General features: G+C 71.1%; 13 protein-coding genes and 1 riboswitch. Of the genes, 5 read left to right on the plus strand and 8 right to left on the minus strand.

What is annotated here, in order from left to right; all coding sequences use genetic code 11:
• Nucleotides 1-5: 5 nt before the first annotated feature.
• Nucleotides 6-458, minus strand: coding sequence for a MarR family winged helix-turn-helix transcriptional regulator (locus ACYQ77_RS06660; RefSeq protein ID WP_459708490.1), 453 nt, complete (start codon nucleotides 456-458; stop codon nucleotides 6-8).
• Between the two features lie 95 nt (nucleotides 459-553).
• Between ACYQ77_RS06660 and ACYQ77_RS06665 the strand changes: the two genes are divergently transcribed.
• Nucleotides 554-1,936 (plus strand): MFS transporter, encoded by a 1,383-nt coding sequence (locus ACYQ77_RS06665; protein ID WP_459709734.1) that lies wholly within the window; start codon nucleotides 554-556, stop codon nucleotides 1,934-1,936.
• Nucleotides 1,937-2,575: 639 nt separating this feature from the next.
• On the opposite strand, the gene ACYQ77_RS06670 is transcribed toward ACYQ77_RS06665, so the two are convergent.
• Nucleotides 2,576-3,190, minus strand: a complete 615-nt coding sequence (locus tag ACYQ77_RS06670; RefSeq protein WP_459708491.1) for a TetR/AcrR family transcriptional regulator — start codon at nucleotides 3,188-3,190, stop codon at nucleotides 2,576-2,578.
• A gap of 61 nt (nucleotides 3,191-3,251) precedes the next feature.
• On the opposite strand from ACYQ77_RS06670, the gene ACYQ77_RS06675 reads away from it, so the two are divergent.
• Together ACYQ77_RS06675 and ACYQ77_RS06680 are read left to right on the plus strand one after the other, a co-directional pair.
• Nucleotides 3,252-3,830 (plus strand): DUF1453 domain-containing protein, encoded by a 579-nt coding sequence (locus ACYQ77_RS06675; protein WP_459708493.1) that lies wholly within the window; start codon nucleotides 3,252-3,254, stop codon nucleotides 3,828-3,830.
• Nucleotides 3,800-4,243, plus strand: coding sequence for a hypothetical protein (locus tag ACYQ77_RS06680; protein WP_459708494.1), 444 nt, complete (start codon nucleotides 3,800-3,802; stop codon nucleotides 4,241-4,243). The genes ACYQ77_RS06675 and ACYQ77_RS06680 overlap by 31 nt, the downstream gene beginning before the upstream one ends.
• A 2-nt stretch (nucleotides 4,244-4,245) precedes the next feature.
• Here the strand turns inward: ACYQ77_RS06680 and ACYQ77_RS06685 are convergent, their stop codons facing one another.
• Nucleotides 4,246-4,566 (minus strand): ArsR/SmtB family transcription factor, encoded by a 321-nt coding sequence (locus tag ACYQ77_RS06685; protein WP_459709736.1) that lies wholly within the window; start codon nucleotides 4,564-4,566, stop codon nucleotides 4,246-4,248.
• A gap of 76 nt (nucleotides 4,567-4,642) precedes the next feature.
• On the opposite strand from ACYQ77_RS06685, the gene ACYQ77_RS06690 reads away from it, so the two are divergent.
• Nucleotides 4,643-5,839 (plus strand): MFS transporter, encoded by a 1,197-nt coding sequence (locus tag ACYQ77_RS06690; RefSeq protein ID WP_459708496.1) that lies wholly within the window; start codon nucleotides 4,643-4,645, stop codon nucleotides 5,837-5,839.
• Here the strand turns inward: ACYQ77_RS06690 and ACYQ77_RS06695 are convergent.
• From ACYQ77_RS06695 to ACYQ77_RS06705, 3 genes are all read right to left on the minus strand, one after another.
• Nucleotides 5,765-7,192, minus strand: coding sequence for an amidohydrolase (locus ACYQ77_RS06695; protein ID WP_459708498.1), 1,428 nt, complete (start codon nucleotides 7,190-7,192; stop codon nucleotides 5,765-5,767). The two genes, ACYQ77_RS06690 and ACYQ77_RS06695, sit on opposite strands and share 75 nt — an antisense overlap.
• Before the next feature lie 126 nt (nucleotides 7,193-7,318).
• Entirely contained in the window at nucleotides 7,319-8,353 is a 1,035-nt protein-coding gene (locus ACYQ77_RS06700; RefSeq protein WP_459708500.1) for a ribonucleotide-diphosphate reductase subunit beta, read from the minus strand.
• Complete coding sequence (locus ACYQ77_RS06705) at nucleotides 8,344-10,683, minus strand: ribonucleoside-diphosphate reductase subunit alpha (RefSeq protein WP_459708502.1); 2,340 nt, start codon at nucleotides 10,681-10,683, stop codon at nucleotides 8,344-8,346. The genes ACYQ77_RS06700 and ACYQ77_RS06705 overlap by 10 nt, the downstream gene beginning before the upstream one ends.
• Nucleotides 10,684-10,780: 97 nt before the next feature.
• A riboswitch (cobalamin riboswitch) is annotated at nucleotides 10,781-10,978 on the minus strand.
• Nucleotides 10,979-11,346: 368 nt separating this feature from the next.
• Here ACYQ77_RS06705 and ACYQ77_RS06710 point away from each other — a divergent pair.
• Nucleotides 11,347-12,312 (plus strand): zinc-binding dehydrogenase, encoded by a 966-nt coding sequence (locus tag ACYQ77_RS06710; protein WP_459708504.1) that lies wholly within the window; start codon nucleotides 11,347-11,349, stop codon nucleotides 12,310-12,312.
• Here ACYQ77_RS06710 and ACYQ77_RS06715 read toward each other — a convergent pair.
• Complete coding sequence (locus ACYQ77_RS06715) at nucleotides 12,299-13,372, minus strand: GTP-binding protein (protein WP_459708506.1); 1,074 nt, start codon at nucleotides 13,370-13,372, stop codon at nucleotides 12,299-12,301. The two genes, ACYQ77_RS06710 and ACYQ77_RS06715, sit on opposite strands and share 14 nt — an antisense overlap.
• Before the next feature lie 8 nt (nucleotides 13,373-13,380).
• Entirely contained in the window at nucleotides 13,381-16,908 is a 3,528-nt protein-coding gene (locus tag ACYQ77_RS06720) for a GH116 family glycosyl hydrolase (protein WP_459708508.1), read from the minus strand.
• Nucleotides 16,909-17,340: the final 432 nt, after the last annotated feature.

A 17,340-nucleotide genomic window follows, 5' to 3' on the forward strand; every position in this document is an offset into this window, starting at 1 on the left:
ACCACTCAGTCCTCGCGGGGCCACGGGGTGCCCTGCAGGGTTTCGATGCGTTCGTTCAGTTGGCGCAGCAGGCGGTAGAGGTCGGCGCACTCGGTGTCGGCCCATTCGGCGATCACCTTGCCCAGCCCCGTGCGGTAGCGCTCGCGGTCGGCGGCCAGCCGGCTCGCACCCGTCGTGGTGATGCGGAGCCTGCGCGCCGCGCCGCCGTCCGGGTCGGGGATCCGGTCCACCAGGCGCTCCCGGAGCATCGCGCCGACCTGGCGGGTCACCGTGGAGATCTCCAGTTGCAGAGCGTTCGCCAGCTCGCGGGCGGTCATCGGACCGGTGGCGTCGATGCGGCTCAGCATCAGGTAGGCGGAGCGTTCGAGCACGCCCTTGGCCGTCGTGGCGAGCTGGTGGCGGCTGACCAGCGTCAGCTCGCGTTCGATCGCGTCAAGGAGGTGTTCTCTACCACGCATCGTCCGGTCCTCGATGGTCGGATGTGTACCGTACACATGTGCGTCCTGGGATCGTCGTCACCGTGCTGGCGAGTTGCGGTCTCGTCGCATCGTTCATGCAGACCCTCGTCATCCCGCTGATCCCGAGCCTGCCCGCGATCCTGCACACGGACGCGTCGGACGCGTCCTGGGTCATCACCGTCACGCTGCTCGCGGCCGCTGTGATCACCCCGGTCAGCGGGCGCCTCGGCGACCTCTACGGGAAGCGCCGTGTGCTGCTCGTCAGCGTCGCGGTGCTCGTGGCCGGGTCGGTCGTCTCCGCGCTCGCGAGCAGCCTCGTGCCGATGGTCGTCGGCCGTGGGCTGCAGGGGTGCGCGATGGGCGTCATCCCGCTGGGCATCAGCATCATGCGGGACATTCTCCCTGCTGAACGCGTCGGCACCGCCATCGCGATGATGAGCGCGACCCTCGGTGTCGGCGGCGCGATCGGGTTGCCGCTGTCGGCGGTCATCGCGGAGTCCTCGTCGTGGCGGGTGCTGTTCTGGCTGTCGGCCGGCCTCGGCGCAGTCTGCCTGGCCCTGCTGTGGACGGTCGTGCCCGACTCGTCCGTGCGCGCGCCCGGCCGGTTCGACGTGCTCGGCACGCTCGGACTCGCGACGGGGCTCGTGTGCCTGCTGCTCGCGATCACCAAGGGCGCGACGTGGGGCTGGGGTTCGCCGACCACGCTCGGCCTGCTCGCCGCCGCGGTCGTGGTGCTCGTCGTGTGGGGCTTCTACCAGCTGCGTGTCCGCTACCCGCTGGTCGACTTGCGGGTCTCCGCGCGGCGACCGGTCCTGTTCACGAACCTCGCGTCGGTGCTGGTCGGCTTCTCGATGTACAGCATGTCGCTGGTGTTGCCGCAGCTGCTGCAGGCACCCGCGATCACCGGTTACGGCCTCGGTCAGTCGATGGTCGCCGCGGGTCTGTGGATGGCGCCCGGCGGTCTGGTGATGATGGCGCTGTCGCCGGTGTCGGCGGGGATCACGCGCAGGCGTGGGCCGCGCACGTCGCTGATGGTCGGCGCGGCGATCATCGCCGTCGGGTACCTGGTGTCGACGCTGTTGCTGCACAACGCCTTCGAGGTCATGGTCGCCGGCATCATCGTCAGCTCCGGTGTCGGCATCGCGTACGCGGCGATGCCAGGCCTCATCATGGGGTCGGTGCCGCTGCACGAGACCGCCTCGGCGAACGGGTTGAACTCACTGGCCCGGTCCGTCGGCACGGCCGTGTCGAGCGCGGTGATGGCGACCCTGCTCGCCCACATGACGATCACGGTGGGGCCGCTGACCGTGCCGTCCCTGACCGGTTTCCGCGTCGCGTTCCTGATCGCGGCGGGCGCCGCGGCGGTCGGGGTGCTGGTCACGCTGCTGGTGCCGCGTGTCCGCGACCGCCTTGGTGACCGCGTCGACGACGAGGTGGCGACGCCGGTCGCGGAGTACCGGCGCGAGCTCGAGGTGTAGGAACGTCCTGCCGCTCGCCGCCGCGGCGATGCCCTGCGCGTTCGTGCGGCCCGCCAGCCGTTCGTGGTGGCCGGCCCGGAACCCCTGCTGGATCAGGGCTTTCTCCACCTGCCGGTGCAGTTCGCCCTGCTCGCCCGCGCCCGCCGACACGACCGCGTCGATGCCCGGGGCGGTCTCGGCGGCGAACCCGTGGAGCTGGAGCTCCGGTAGCGCAAGCGTTTGCGCGAACGCGTGGAAGAGCGAGTCGGTGCGGTGTGCCACGTCGACCTGGTTGCGGTGCGCGCCGGCGACCAGCAGCGCGGTGGTCGGCAGGGCGTGGAACAACTCGAGGCCGAGGCGCGCGGTGAGGCGGTCGGAGCCGGGGTGCGGGACCTCGATCAGCAGGTCGGACCCCGTGCGCAGGAGGACGCTGCCCCAACCGTGCGCGGTGGCCGTGAGGAGGGTGAACGGGCGGCCGCTGTCGTCCTCCGCGGGTGACAACCGCAGCGGGAGGCCGTCAGCGGCGGGTGTTTCGCCTGTCAGTACGGCACGCAGCACGGTGACCGCGCCGGCACGTTCCCGTGGGGTCGGCGTGCGGTATTTCGCGGCCATGGCCCGCAGGTGACCGACGAGCCAGTGCTGCGGCATGCCACCAGTACGTCAAATCTTGGCGATGCTGTCCAGGTGAGCGTCCAGAACGGTGCGCATGAGATCGGGTGTCATCCGATCGGGCTGGATGACACCGTTCGTCATCAACCCGTCGAGCAACGCGGTGAGGCGCTCGGTCTCCACCTCGATGTCCACCTCGTCCGCGAGACCGCCCAGCTCGCGTGACCTGGCGAGCACCTTGCCGACCAGTCGTCGCGTGCCGTCGTACAGGTCGCGGACGTGCGGACGCAGCGACGGTGTCGTGCGGGCCTCGGTGGCGAAGGCGAGCCACACGGCGCTCTCCGTGTACCTGGTCTCGTCGAGGGGGAGGAGTTCCCCGAGCAGTTCGGTCGTGAGGGCGCGGCGCTTCTCCCGGTCGGACTCGGCGATGGCCTGCTCGGCGCGGGCGAGGATGCGCGCGCCGATCCGGTCGACCAGCGCGCGGAGTGCGAACTGGATCAGCTCCTCGCTGTCGGTGAAGTAGTGCCGCACCGAGCCGACCGCGAGGCCGGCCTCCTCGGCGATGTTGCGCAGCGAGGCGTGTGCGAGCCCGTCCCGCACCACGATGGTGAAGATCGCTTCCGTCACCAGTCGCCTGCGTTCGTCCGGGTCCACGATCTTGGGCACGTTGCCTTTATAGCACACTCTTGCTAATTTACTTGGCACAGTTGTGCTAAAAGGAGGGGCAATGCACACGGTTCTTGTGGTCGGGCTCGTCATCGCGGCGGTGGCGTACACGATCGTGCGTCGCACGATCGGTGAGCCGTTGAACGCTCGAGATCTGTTCGGGACTCCGGTCGTGCTGCTGGCGGTGGGCGGGTACAGCCTGGCGAAAGTGCCCGAGGTGACCGGGGTCGACATCGCGTGGCTGACGGGGACGTCGCTCGTCGCGCTCGCGCTCGGGGTCTGGCGCGGCACGACCGTCCGGCTGATGGTGAAGGACGGTGCGTTGTGGCAGCGCTATCCCGCGCGGACGTACCTCGTGTGGGCGGTCTCGCTGGTCGTCAACGGAGGTCTGGGTTTTCTGGCCACGCACGCCGGCATGCATCCCGACGCGCGTCCGATGACGCTGTCCATCGGTGTCGGCCTGCTGGGCGAGGCGGTCGCGGTGGGTGTGCGGGCGCTGGCGACCGGGGTGCCGTTCTCACCGGAAAGCCGGGACGACCGGCGGGAGTTGGCTTCCCGCAAGGACTTCCGGCAGTTCGACCGCCAGCCCGCGCTCCGGGACGGCGTGTCGTGGATTTCCCGCGCCGCCTGGCGCCGCTGAGCAACTCTGGTAATCTCGTTTTAGAACACAAGTTCGAAGGGGGATCGGAAGTGAAGTGGGGGCGAGCGCTGGCTGTCACCGTGGTGGTGGTCTGCGCGATGGGAATGGCCGCCTCGCCGGCGGGCGCCGAGACGGCGGGCGGTGCCAGCGAATGCGTCTGGTTCGGCCGCGAAGGACGCGGCGGTCTCGATGTCGGTTTCGACGCGCCGCGCGCCGGGGTTCCGGTCACGGTGCACGACGTCGCGACGGGAGTCGACCGCGCGCCCGTGGTCGGGACGCGGTTCCGGGCGCCGGGATCGGAGTGGTACGCGGACGGGGGCTTCGTCGGGTCAGCAGAGCCGGCGACCGAGCTGTTCGAGTTACCCGTGGCCTCGTGGGTGGCCGACATGGACGCCGGGTTCGTGGCGCTCTGAGGTCAACGCGGGGCAGCGAGAATGCCGTCGAGCATGCCGGGGAACAGGGCGTCGAGGTCGTCGCGGCGCAACGTCGAGATCCGTGAGGTGCCGACGGGGCGGACGTTGATCACGCCGGCTTCCCGAAGGATGCGCAGGTGGTGAGTGCGGGTCGACTTGCTGATCGGTAGGTCGATCGCGCCGCACGCGACACCGTCGCAGCCGATGCGGGCGAGTTCGCGCACGATCTGAAGGCGGACCGGGTCGGCGAGCGCTTGCAGGACCGACTCGATCCGGATGTCTGATCGGGCCGGGTGCGGGAGCGTCTCCGTCATGACTCCCATAGTACGAGAAGCATCGTAGTTCGACGATTGTCGTAGTACGGTGTCCATCGTACTTAGGGAGACCACGGGGAGAAGCATGTCGCCACGTACCTATCTGCTCGCGCTCGGTGCCTTCGCTGTCGGCACCAGCGGGTACATCGTCTCGGGGGTGCTGCCGGAGGTAAGCCGCGAACTGGACGTCTCGGTGGCCACCGCGGGTCAGCTCGGCACGGTGTTCGCGATCGCTTACGCCATCGCCTCACCGCTGCTGGCCGCGTTCACCGGCAGGTGGGAGCGGCGTCGGCTGCTGGTGATCGCGCTGCTGGTCAGCGCCGTCGGCAACGCGCTCGCGGTGATCGCACCAACCTACGAGCTACTGCTCGGCACCCGTGTCGTCGCGGCACTCGGCGCGGCGGTGTACACACCGGCGGCGACCGTGGTCGCCACCGTGCTGAACCCGCCGGAGCGGCGGGGCCGGGCGGTCGCGATGGTGTTCGGTGGGCTCACGTTCGCGCTGATCATCGGCGTGCCGGCGGGCAACCTGCTGAGTGCGCCGCTCGGCTACCACGGGGTGTTCGCACTCGTGGCGGCCGTGTCGTTGATCGGGGCGGTCGTGGTCCAGGTCGGGGTGCCGACCGTGGCGGCGCCACCCGCGGTCGGGCTGCGGGAGCGGTTCGCGGTGGCACGCGATCGCCGCGTGCGGCTGATGCTCGGGGTGACCGTGCTCGGTGTGCTGTCGGCGATGGCGGCGTTCACGTACGTGGCGCCGTTCTTGTCGGAGTCGGCGGGCGCGCACGGCAGCGCGGTGAGCTTCCTGCTGTTGGGGTACGGCCTCGGGGCGAGCGTCGGCAACTCGCTCGGTGGCCGTGCGGCCGACCGGTTCGGGAGCATGCGGCCGCTGTTCGTGTCGTTGGGTGCCGCGATGGTGCTGCTCTGGACGTTGCCGTTCACCGCGACCAACGTGCCAGCGGCCGCGGTCGTGATGTTCGCGTGGGGGATGTTCACGTGGGCGTACAACCCGCCCGCGCAGAACTTCCTCATCGGGCTCGCACCGGCGAACAGCGGGTTGCTGCTCTCGCTGAACGCGTCGGCGATCTACCTCGGGGTGGGGTTGTCCGGCGTGTTCGGCGGGTTGGTGATCAACACCGTCGGCATCCGCGCGCTGCCGCCGACCGCGGGCATCGTTGCGCTGCTGGCGGGTGCGCTGATGGTGCTGGTGTCACGCCCGGTGCGTGAACGCGCCGTCGACGACGGTGGCGAGGACCGGGAGGTCCCGGAGCTCGCTCGGGGGTAGGGCGGTGAGGTCCCGGCCGGCCAGCACCAGGTCGGCCGGATCGCCCGCCGCGACGGTCGTGCCGCGGCCACCGGTACTGGCGGCGACCGCGACCTCCAGCGGCAGGCACTGCTCGGGGTGCCAGCCGGGGCGGTCGTCGTCGGTGCGGGTGACCGCGGAGGCGATGGCGTCCCACGGGTCGAGCGGCGCGACCGGCGCGTCGGAGCCGAACTCGAGGGTGGCGCCCGCGCGGTGGAGGGAGCCGAAGGCGTAGGCGCGGTCGGTGCGGCCCGCCCAGTGGCGGTCGGCGGCGTCGCGGTCGTCGGGCTGGTGCGCCGGTTGCACGCCGGCGACCACGCCCAGCGCGGCGAACCTCGGCACGTCGGCCGGGTCGAGGAGCTGGGCGTGCTCGATGCGGCCACCGACGCCGAGACGTTCGAACGCGTCGAGCGCGAGGGTGTTGGCGCGGTCGCCGATCGCGTGCAGGGCAAGGCCGATGCCGTTGTCGACGGCCTTGCGGAGAACAGGAAGGAGTTGGTCGAGAGGTTCGAGCAGTTCGCCGTGGTACGTGCCGTCCGGGTAGTGGTCGTGGCAGTAGGCGGTGCGGGTGTTGAGCGAGCCGTCCATGAAGATCTTCAGCGGGCCGACGGTGAGGCGGTCACCGACCGGGTCGCCGGTCTTCAGGCCGCGTTCGACGGTCTCGTCGAGCAGGAACTTGGCGATGACGCAACGGATCCGCGTCGCCGGGGTGCTCCGGCGCCGCCAGTCGGCGACCGTGTCGGTGTACTCGTAGTCGGCGATCGTGGTGACGCCGCGGGCGGCGGCCGCCTCGGTGGCGGCGAGCACCCACCGGTCGGTGACGTCCGTCGAGGGCGTGGGCAGCGCCGCGGTGAGCGCCATGCACTGGTCCTCGATGAACACGCCGGTCGGGTGGTCGACGTTCACCAGGCGCATGGCCGCGGAGCTCAGCCACAGCGTGTGCAGGTCGTTGCTGAACAGCGCCACCGGCTGGTCCGGCAGCACGCGGTCCAGCAGTGTCTTGTGTGGACGGTCGGGCCAGAGCGCGGCGTGGAAGCCCGCGCCCTGCAGCAACTCGCCGGGAGCAGCGCTCGCGGCCGCGATCAGGTCCGCCGCGTGCGCCGCCGAGGTGGCTTCGGCGAGGGACACCCGTTGCCGGGAGCTGGCCCACTGCAACAGGTGTGCGTGCGCGTCGACCAGCCCGGGGAGCAGGGTGCCGCCTCGGCCGTCGACGACCTCGGCGCCGTCGGCGGGGAGACCGGGTGGTTCGACCGCGACCACGCGGCGTCCCGCCACGCGCACGTCGGCGCGCCGCCCGGTGAAGCCGATCGTCACATCACGCAGCAGGAGAGCCATGAGGTCATCCAAGAACACGCGAGGACCGGAGGGTACGTGTGGTGGTGGAACGCACATGCCCGGGACACGAGGTGCGGCCGTCGCCAGGACGGTCCGGCGACGGCCGCGTTCGAGTGAGGCGACCGGTCAGAAGTCCTCGTCGAAGTTGACGGTGCCCGTCACCGCCACCTGGTAGGCGGAGACGCGGCGTTCGAAGAAGTTCGACAGTTCCTGGACGTCCTGCAGCTCCATGAACGCGAACGGGTTCTTCGACCCGTACTCCGGTGCCAGGCCCAGCGCGGCCAGCCGCCGGTCGGCGACGTGCTCGAGGTAGGTGCGCATGTCGGACACGGTCAGGCCGGCGACGCCCTGGCCGAGCAGGTCCGCGGCGAACTGGGCTTCCGCGTCCACGGCCTCGCGGAGCATCTGCCGGACCTGGGCGTGCAGCTCGTCGTCGAAGAGGTCCGGCTCCTCGCGGCGCACGGTGTCGACGACGTCGAACGCGAACGCCATGTGCATGGACTCGTCGCGGAACACCCAGTTGGTGCCCGAGGCGAGGCCGTTGAGCAGACCACGGGAACGGAGGAAGTAGACGTAGGCGAAGGCGCCGTAGAAGAACAGGCCCTCGATGCACGCCGCGAAGCAGATCAGGTTCAGCAGGAACGCCCGCCGGTCCGCCCGGGTCTCGAGCCGGTTCAGGTGCTCGATCGAGTCGATCCACCGGAAGCAGAACTCGGCCTTGTCGCGGATGGACGGGATGTTCTCGACCGCCGCGAACGCGGCCGCCCGTTCCTTGTCGTCGGGCAGGTACGTGTCGAGCAGCGTCAGGTAGAACTGGACGTGCACGGCCTCCTCGAACAGCTGGCGTGACAGGTAGAGCCTGGCCTCGGGCGCGTTCACGTGCTGGTAGAGGTTCAGCACCAGGTTGTTCGCGACGATCGTGTCGCCGGTGGCGAAGAACGCGACGAGCCGGTTGACCAGGTGCCGTTCGGCGTCGGTCAGCTTGTTGAGGTCGGCGAGGTCGGAGTGCAGGTCGACCTCCTCGACCGTCCACGTGTTCTTGATGGCGTCGCGGAAGCGTTCGTAGAACAGCGGGTAGCGCATCGGGCGGAGTGTCAGGTCCATGCCGGGGTCGAGCAGGGCCTGCTTGCGTGCGGTGTTCTCGAGCGTGGTCACTGGCATGCCTCACATGACTCGGGGTTCTCCAGGGAGCAGGCGACCGCGGCGTCGTCCGCACCGGCGGGGACCGCGGCGCTCACCGTCGCCTGCTGGATGCGCGTCGCCGGGCGCGACCGCAGGTAGTACGTGGTCTTCAGGCCGCTCGCCCACGCGTACCGGTACATCGACGACAGCTTCCCGATGGTGGGCGACGCGACGAACAGGTTCAGCGACTGGCTCTGGTCGATGTACGGGCCACGCGCGGCGGCGAGGTCGATCAGTGCGCGCTGGGGCAGTTCCCACGCCGTGCGGAACAGGTGCTTCGCCTCGGCGGGGAGCCCCGCCAGGCCCTGCACCGAGCCGTCGTCCCGCTTGAGCTGGTCGCGGGTCGTGGCGGTCCACAGCCCGTGCTTCTTCAGTTCCGCCACCAGGTAGGCGTTGACCTGCAGGAACTCGCCGGACAGGGTCTCGCGCTTGAACACGTTGGACACCTGCGGCTCGATGCACTCGAAGCAGCCGGCGATCGACGCGATCGTTGCCGTCGGCGCGATCGCCACCAGCAGCGAGTTGCGCAGGCCGTGCTCGGCGACCTTCTCCCGCAGCGCGGCCCACCGGTCGGACTGCTTCGGCGTGACGCCCCACAGGTCGGGCTGCAGGTCGCCGCGCGCGGCGCGGGTCTGCGCGTACGCCGGGTGCGCGCCCGCCGACGCGGCCAGGTCCGCGGACGTCTCCAGCGCGGTGAGGTAGACCTCCTCGGCGAGCCGCGTCGACAGCTCCCGTGCCTCGTCGCTGTCGAACGGCAGGCGCAGCGTGAAGAACACGTCCTGCAGGCCCATCACGCCGAGCCCGACGGGACGCCAGCGCGGGTTGCTGCGCGCGGCCTCCCCGGTCGGGTAGTAGTTGATGTCGATCACGCGGTCGAGGAACGTGACCGCGGTGCGCACGGTCTCCCGCAGCCGCGCCCAGTCGACCTCGCCGCCCGCCACGTGCGCGCCGAGGTTGACCGAACCCAGGTTGCAGACGGCGGTCTCGTCGTCGGAGGTGACCTCGAGGATCTCCGTGCACAGGTTGGACAGGTGCACGACGTTGCCCGCTTCCGCCGTCTGGTTGCAGGTGCGGTTCGCGGTGTCCTTGAAGGTCATCCAGCCGTTGCCGGTCTGGGCCAGCGTGCGCATCATCTTCGCGTACAGGTCACGCGCCTTGACCGTGCGCACGGCCCGGCCCGCCTGCTCCGCGGCGCGGTACGCCTCGTCGAAGGCCTCGCCCCACAGGTCGGGCAGCTCCGGCAGTTCGTCCGGGTCGAACAGCGACCAGTCGGCGTCGGCCTCGACCCGGCGCATGAACTCGTCCGGGATCCAGTTGGCGATGTTGAGGTTGTGCGTGCGGCGCGCGTCCTCGCCCGTGTTGTCGCGCAGCTCGAGGAACTCCTCGATGTCCGGGTGCCAGGTCTCGAGGTAGACGCAGGCCGCGCCCTTGCGCCGCCCGCCCTGGTTGACCGCGGCGACCGACGCGTCGAGCGTGCGCAGCCAGGGGACGATGCCGTTGGAGTGGCCGTTGGTGCCGCGGATCAGCGCGCCGCGCGAGCGGACGCGTGACCACTGGATGCCGATGCCGCCCGCGAACTTCGACAGCCGTGCGACCTGGGCGTACCGCTCGTAGATCGACTCGAGTTCGTCGCGCGGCGAGTCCAGCAGGTAGCAGGACGACATCTGCGTGTGCCGGGTGCCGGAGTTGAACAGCGTCGGCGAGCCGGGGAGGTAGGCCAGGCTCGACATGAGCCGGTAGAAGCGGATCGCCTCGGCGGGTGTGTGCGACAGTCCACACGCGACGCGGAGGAGCCAGTACTGCGGGCGTTCGAGCACCGTGCGGCTGTTGGGGTGGCGGAGCAGGTAGCGGTCGTGGACGGTGCGCAGGCCGAAGTACTCGAACCGCCGGTCGGCGTCGTGGTCGATGGCGTCGTCGAGCTTGCGCGCGTGCGTGGCGACGAACGTGGCGGTGTCGTCGCCGATCAGGCCGAGGGAGTGGGCGGTGCTGATCGACTGGCTGAACGAGTGGATGCCGTGGCCGCGGACCTCCTTGTCGACGTACGTGGCGAGCAGGCGCGCCGCGAGCTTGGAGTACTCGGGCTCCTCGGCGACCAGCTCGGCGGCGGTCTGGATGGACAGCCGGTCGAGTTCTTCCGTGGTGGCGCCGTCGTAGAGCCCGTTGATCGTCTTCGTGGCGACGCGCTGCGGCTCCACCGCCGGGAGTCCGGTGGCACAGCGCGCGACCGCGCGGACGATCTTGCCGACGTCGACCGGTTCGGTTTCCCCACTGCGTTTCCGGACGCGCATGGTGTCCTGGATGGCGGTCAAGTGTTCTCCTCGCTTTGCGGGCGCGCGAGAGAACCCCGACCGGTGGGGTTGTCCCGCACGCCCTCCCTCGGGGCACGCGGACTGCACCCGGCCACGGGCGCGGCCGGGGGAGCGGGCAGGTCTTCGGACTCACGGGCAGACGCCTACTGACCGTCGCTTCCCGGACTCGCGTCCAGTGCTTCGTGACGGCGTTCGTTCCCGTTCACCGCTGCGGGGCAGTCCCGGACTCCCACCGGGTTCCCTCTTGCGACGACCACCGTGGCGCGGTGGCCGAACCAGCTCGCGATCACTATACATAGGGCCTTGATCGAAAACAGCACCCATATGTTGTGTCGGCGTGTCGCGTGACGAGGTTGTCCACAGCTCACCCGGTTGTCCACAGGGAAGATCGACAACCCGGGCCCTGTCGGTGCCCCCTGGTAGACTGGCAAGGCGGGTGGCCCCCGGGATCGGGTGGGGCTTGCGTACGCGCTGTCCTGGGTGGGCGGGGCAAGTGAGTTGCCCACAGGCACGATCGTCAGCGGCGTGTTGTCGGTGCCTGCCGGTGGAATCGGCGTCGGGGTGGCCCCGGGTTCGGGTAGGGGATGCCTGGGCGTGGATCACCACGCCCTTGGTCGAGACGGGGAACGGCACGAACGGATCGCAGGCGCGTACATTCGCGTCGTGCGTGCGGTCGTGTTGAGTGAGCCGGGGCCCGTGACCAACCTGTCCATTCAGGACCTCCCGATCCCCGAGCCGACCGACGGGTGGGTGCGGATCCGCGTGCGGGCGTTCGGGCTGAACCGGTCCGAACTGCACACCCGGCTCGGGCTCGCGCACGGTGTCACGTTCCCCCGCGTGCTCGGCATCGAGTGTGTCGGGGAGATCGACTCGCCGTGCGACCTGCCGCTGGGGCAGCAGGTCGCCACGATGATGGGCAACATGGGCCGCACCTACGACGGTGGCTACGCCGAGTACACCGTCGTCCCGCGTGGGCAGGTCATCCCGTTCACCTCCGACCTGCCCTGGTCCGTGCTCGGCGCGGTGCCCGAGACGCTGCAGACCGCGTACGGATCGCTCACCATCGGCGTCGGGCTGGCCGCCGGGGACACCGTGCTGATCCGCGGTGGCACGTCCTCCGTCGGGCTCGCCGCCGCCGCGCTCGCGGCCCGCATGGGCGCGACCGTCCTGTCGACGACCCGCAGCGCGTCGCGGCTGGACGCGCTGTCCGCGGTCGGGGTGGCGCACCCCCTCGTCGACGACGGGAACGTGGCCGCCCAGGTGCGCGCGCTGTACCCGTCGGGTGTGGACGGCGCGATCGAGCTGGTCGGGACGCCCACACTGCCGGACACGCTCGCCGCCGTGCGTGTGCAGGGCACCGTGTGCTTCACCGGGATGCTCTCGAACGAATGGATCGTGCCGGAGTTCTACCCGATCGGGTACTTGCCGAAGGGGGTGCGGCTGACCGGGTACGGCGGGGAGGCCGGCGACCTGCCCGCGGACGTGCTCCAGGAGGCGCTGGACGACATCGCCGCGGGCCGGCTCTCGCTCGGCGAGCCCACCGTCTACGCCATGGACGACATCCGCGCGGCCCACGACGACATGGAGCACAACCGCGTCTACGGCAAGCAGGTGGTCACCGTCGCGTGAGCCGGTGCACCGGCTTCGGGTACGACGGCTGGAACGACGCCGGTGCGGTGACCGCCGTGCTCGTCGTGCCGCACGCCGCGTCCGCCGCCCGGATCGCCGCCGTGCACGCCTCGTCCAGCGTCGTGGGCGGCCACGCCACCCGCAGGTTGAACACCGCCCGCGCGGTCGCCGCCGTCGGCGGGCCCGGCACGTCGAGCGTCGGCGCCGTGCCGCCGGACGTCACGCTGCCCTTCGCCATGCCCTCCTCGGCCTCGACGCTCACCTTCACGTGCCCCACCAACGTGTCCGCCGCCGCGCGCGACAGCGACGCGAGCGCCACCCGCGCCCACCGTCCCGGGTCGAACGGGCCGGTCACCACGACCTCGTGGTTCAGCCACGCCAGCGCCGCCTCGGCGGCCGCGTACCGGTCGTAGTCCAGCGCCTCGTCCGGTCGGTCCTCGACGTCGCCTGCCAGCCACCGGTCCAGGAGAGCGGCGACCGAGCCCGAGCGTGCCGAGTACGGGACCACCTCCGCCGACGGGTTGCGGCGCCGCAGGTCCGACACCAGCGCCGGGACGCCGACGCCCAGCAGGTCCACCTTGTTCAGCGCCAGGACGTCGGCCTCCGCCAGCTGGTGGGCGTACAGGTATGCCGTGTCGTCGTCGAGGCCCGCGGTCCACGCCCGCGCGAAAGCCCGGTACCGCACGGGATCCACGATCGTCGTCAACGGCGCCACCCGCAGTGTGTCGCCGTGGTAGGCGCGCAGCGGGCGCACCACGGTCGCGCGCAGGTCGGTGCAGCTGCCCACCGCCTCCGCCAGCACGACGTCCGCGCCGCCCGCGACGAGCGTCGTCGTCACCTCGGCCAGATCGGTGAAACGACAGCAGAAACACCCGTCGAGCACCTCGCCGACCGCGTCCGTCACGGTCCGCGCCAGCCGCGTGTCCACGAGGTCGCGGCCCTGGTCGTTGGTGACGATCGCGGGGCGGTGGCCGCGGGCACGCAGTTCCCGGGCCGCCGCGAGGAGAGTGGTGGTCTTCCCGGCGCCCAGGAAGCCGCTCACCGGTACGAAGATGGCCATGTAATCGATTACCCCACGAGGTCGACGGTCAGGGTGGTGCCTGCTCGCACGGTCTTCGCCTTCGGCAGCGTGACCAGCACCCGCGCACCGGTCTGCTGGAAGGGAGTGCGCTCGCCCTGCACGGTCACCACGCGGACCCGGCCCGTGACCTCGAACGCCAGGGTCGACAGGCGCACCGTGCCGTACCGCACCTCGACCGCGCACGTCTGCCTGGCGCCACGGCGTTGCTGGCGGTACAGGCCCCAGCCCTCGGCCGCGGTGAACGCCGCGCGGAAGTCCGCAGGCGTGATCTTCGGCGCGAAGCCGAGGTGGCCGCGCGGGCCGTGGTACTCGTAGCCGCAGACCGCGAGGTACACGCCGTGGCTCATCATCGCCCGCGCGTAGTGGTCGCTGCACTCGATCTCGTTGTACGGGTTGCGTTTCGCGGCGTGGTGCCGGTCGTGGACGGCACGTGTCACGGCGAGGCCCTCGGCCACCATGCCCGCGTCCACCAGGCCGGCCGCGAACTGGTATTCCTGCCCGGTCCACACCTCGTTGAAGTAGCCGACGACCCCGCCGCCCCCCGCTTCGGTCGACCCGCCGTGCGGCCACGTGCACATCAGCGTGCCCGCCTCGCCGGGCATCGCGTACACGCGTGGCGCCGGGATGCCCGGCGGCCGGTACGACGCCGCGTCCGGCACGAAGTTGTTCCGGAACACGCTCTCCAACGCGGTCCGCGTCTTGTCTGCCGGGAACACGCGGGGCAGGCCGAGCTGGTCGGCGTAGGTCTGCGCGTAGAGCTGGTCGATGTGGCAGCCGCGGTTGGAGTTCGGCGCGGTCGGGTGCGCGGGGTCGACGCGCTGGAAGAAGTACCCGTAGTCGTCGCTCCAGAGCGCGCTCTCCAGGTAGGAGGAGCCGCGCTGGGCGAGCCGCGTGTACCGCGCCGCGGACTCGGGGTCGCCCATCTCCTGCGCCATGGCGGCCCCCGCGTGCAGTGCCGCGACGTACAGGCCGCTGATCCAGGGGATCTCGCCCCACCACTGGGCGTCGAGCGTGTTCCACTGGCCGCCCTCGAGGATCCCGTCGGCGTCGCCGTCCTGCGTGATCACCCACTCGAGCGCCTTCTGGACCGACGGCCACACGCGGCGCAGGAACGCGGTGTCCGGCGACATCTGGTGCTCGCGGTAGACGCGCAGGATGGTGCCGCACTGGCCGTCGGCGAACCAGCCCTCACCCGCCTCGCCGCGGTTGCCGATCTCGCCGTTGGGGCGCAGCGCGATGCCGAGGTCGACGCGCTCGCGGGTGTCGCGTTCGAGGTCCGGGAACAGACGGGCGACCGTCTGCGCGTAGTTCCACACGTGCCCGCAGGTGCCCGCGCAGCAGTAGATGCCCTCCCACGCGTAGAAGCGTCCGTTGTCGAAGCGGAAGCACGTGCCGGTGGCCAACGTGGACGCCGGGGCGAGCGTGCGTTCCAGGAACCAGTGCGGCAGCGAGGAGTCCGCGTACCACGTGCGCACCCACTCGCGCGTCTGCGCGCCCAGCCGGGGCAGGTTCGCCAGCGTGTACTCGGCGACCGCGCGGGCGTCGCGGAACCGCGTGGCGTAGTGGTGGCGCAGCCGGGGACCGTCGCGCAACCAGCCGAACGCCGTGGGCTGCGGGGTGGGGAAGTGCCACGCCAGCACGAACTGCGCCGACCGCGACTGTCCCGGCCGGACGGTCAGCGGCACGGTGACGGTCGCCGAGGCGCCGTCGTCGGTGGCCACGCGGGAGCCGGTGGCGGCGATGGCGAACGTGCCGAACTCGGGGAGCCGCTCGATCGGGACCGAGCGGACCGGCCGGTCGCTGAACACGATCCTGCCGACGTTGACGTGCCCCCAGCCCGCGGCGATCGAGTCGACGACCTCGAGGTGCGCGGTCCTCCCGTGCCAGCGGCTGACGTCGACCGACATGGCGGTCAGCGGTTCGATCTCGTGACCGGTGAGGCTCGCGACGGTTTCGCCGTCCACCACGACGTTCACGCACGTCCGGCCGGCGTGCCCGCCGCCGCCGATCCAGGCCGTCACGTACCGTCTGTCCACCTGGAACGGTTGGCTGGTGAGGCGGCCCTGGTAGGCGTCGGGATCGCCGGGCGCGCGGAAGTTGAACGAGGTCGCGAACCGGCCGTCGACCGCGTTCAGGTCGTTGATCTCGCCGAATGGGCGGCGGAAGTCCGGCGGGCACTCGGCGGGCGTGACCGGGCCCGCGCCGAACGCGTCGCCGTCGACGGTCCAGCCGTCGAAGGAGTCCCAGGTCTCGAAGACGACGTCCGGGCGGTCGGTGAACACGATCGCGTCGCAGTTGACGTGTGCCCACGGTCCGGTGGCGCGGTCGACGATCCGGATGCGTGCCGTCTTCCCCCGGTGGGCGCTGACGTCCAGCATGACGGCGACCATCGGTTCGCTGTCGCGGCCGGTCGCGCTCGCCACGACCTGGTCGCCGACCACGACCTCGACGCCGGTCTCGCCGGGCCGGTTGCCGCCGCCGAGGGAGACCGCGACGTGGCTGCGTTCGATCGTGAACTCGCGGCTGGTGAGCACCCCCTGGCGCCCGTCGGGGTCGCCGGACGCGCGGAAGTTGTGCGAGGTCACGAACTTCGTGCCGTGCAGGAGGAGGTCGCCGAAGCGGCGTATGTACGCGGGCAGCTCGGCCTGCGTGGCGATGGTGAACGCGTCGCCCTCGACGGTCCAGCCGTCGAACGTGCCGGTCTCCCAGTCCTCGAACACGATGTCGGTGCTGTCGGGTTCCTCGCCCGCGCGGGCCGCGAACTGGACGCCGCCGGGGAACGGTGTCGCGAGCAGGTCCGTCGGCTGCCGGTCGCGGGCGGTGAGGCAGACGGGGTTCTCCGCCGCGCCGGTGATCTCGACGTCGACCGCGCGGCGGCTCGTGTTGCGGACGGTGAAGCGGACGGTGGTGGCGGGGAGCGTCGAGTCGGCGGTGGCGAGCGGGATGAACGGGGAGAACGCCTCGGCGGTGACGACGACCGGGCAGTCGGGGGCGCGGTAGGTGACCGTGCCGATCGGGTACTGGCCGACGAAGCGGACGTCGGGGAAGCCGTCGGCGTCGAGCGTGCGGGTGGTTCCGTTGACACGTAAGGAGAAGCTCTGCGCGAACGGGGAGGTGGCGGTGAGCGGTTGCGCGTAGTGCGGGCCGCCCGCGGTGGCGCCGCCGAGGGGGAAGGTGGAGGGGTTGAGGATGTCCCACGCCCAGAGCTTGCCGTCGCCGGCGAGGTAGACCTGGCCGCTGCAACCGCCGCCGACGGGCATGCCGATGCGCTGGAGGGCGGGGCCGGTGTACTCGGTGGGGGTGCCACGGCGGGTGAGGGTGGCGGGATCGAGGTGCTTGTCAGCGGGGACGGCGATGAGCCCGTCGGGGTCGAGACCGAGTTCGGCGGCCGCGGCCGAGGGGGCGGCGAGCATGCCGACGCCGGCCATGCCCATGGCGAGGAAGGTGCGGCGGGAGTGGCCCGAGGGTTCCTCGCAGCAGCCGCCGTCGGCGCAGCACTCGGATGCAGTCGTCATCGAACGCCTCCGGTAATCGATTACTCAGGCAGCGTAGGCGCATCGGTGGCGAGGATCCAGCCTTGACTAAACGGCTGGGGTGGCGTAGTCGCGGGAGTGTCGCGAGTGGACGTGGCACGCGATGCTCGGTGGTGGCGAGAGCCGATCCCCCGCATGCCGGGCGCGCAGCGCCCCGCCCCGCGAAGCGGGCGAAGCCCCTATCACCCCGTGAGTGGTGCCTGCCATCCCGTCGACCTGGCGAAGCCCGATCACGCCGGGTCAAGGGGGCCCGAAGCACGAACCAACCCGATGCCCAAGCCGCCGGGCCCCCTTGACGCGGTGTGATAGCCCGTGGGAGGTCGACGGGATGGCAGGCACCACCACGGACATCAGTCCTTGCCAAACCAGCCCCGTGCCCAACCCGCTGCCATCCCGGAGATCAGCCCGTCCGGC

This window comes from Actinophytocola sp. KF-1 (assembly GCF_054661535.1).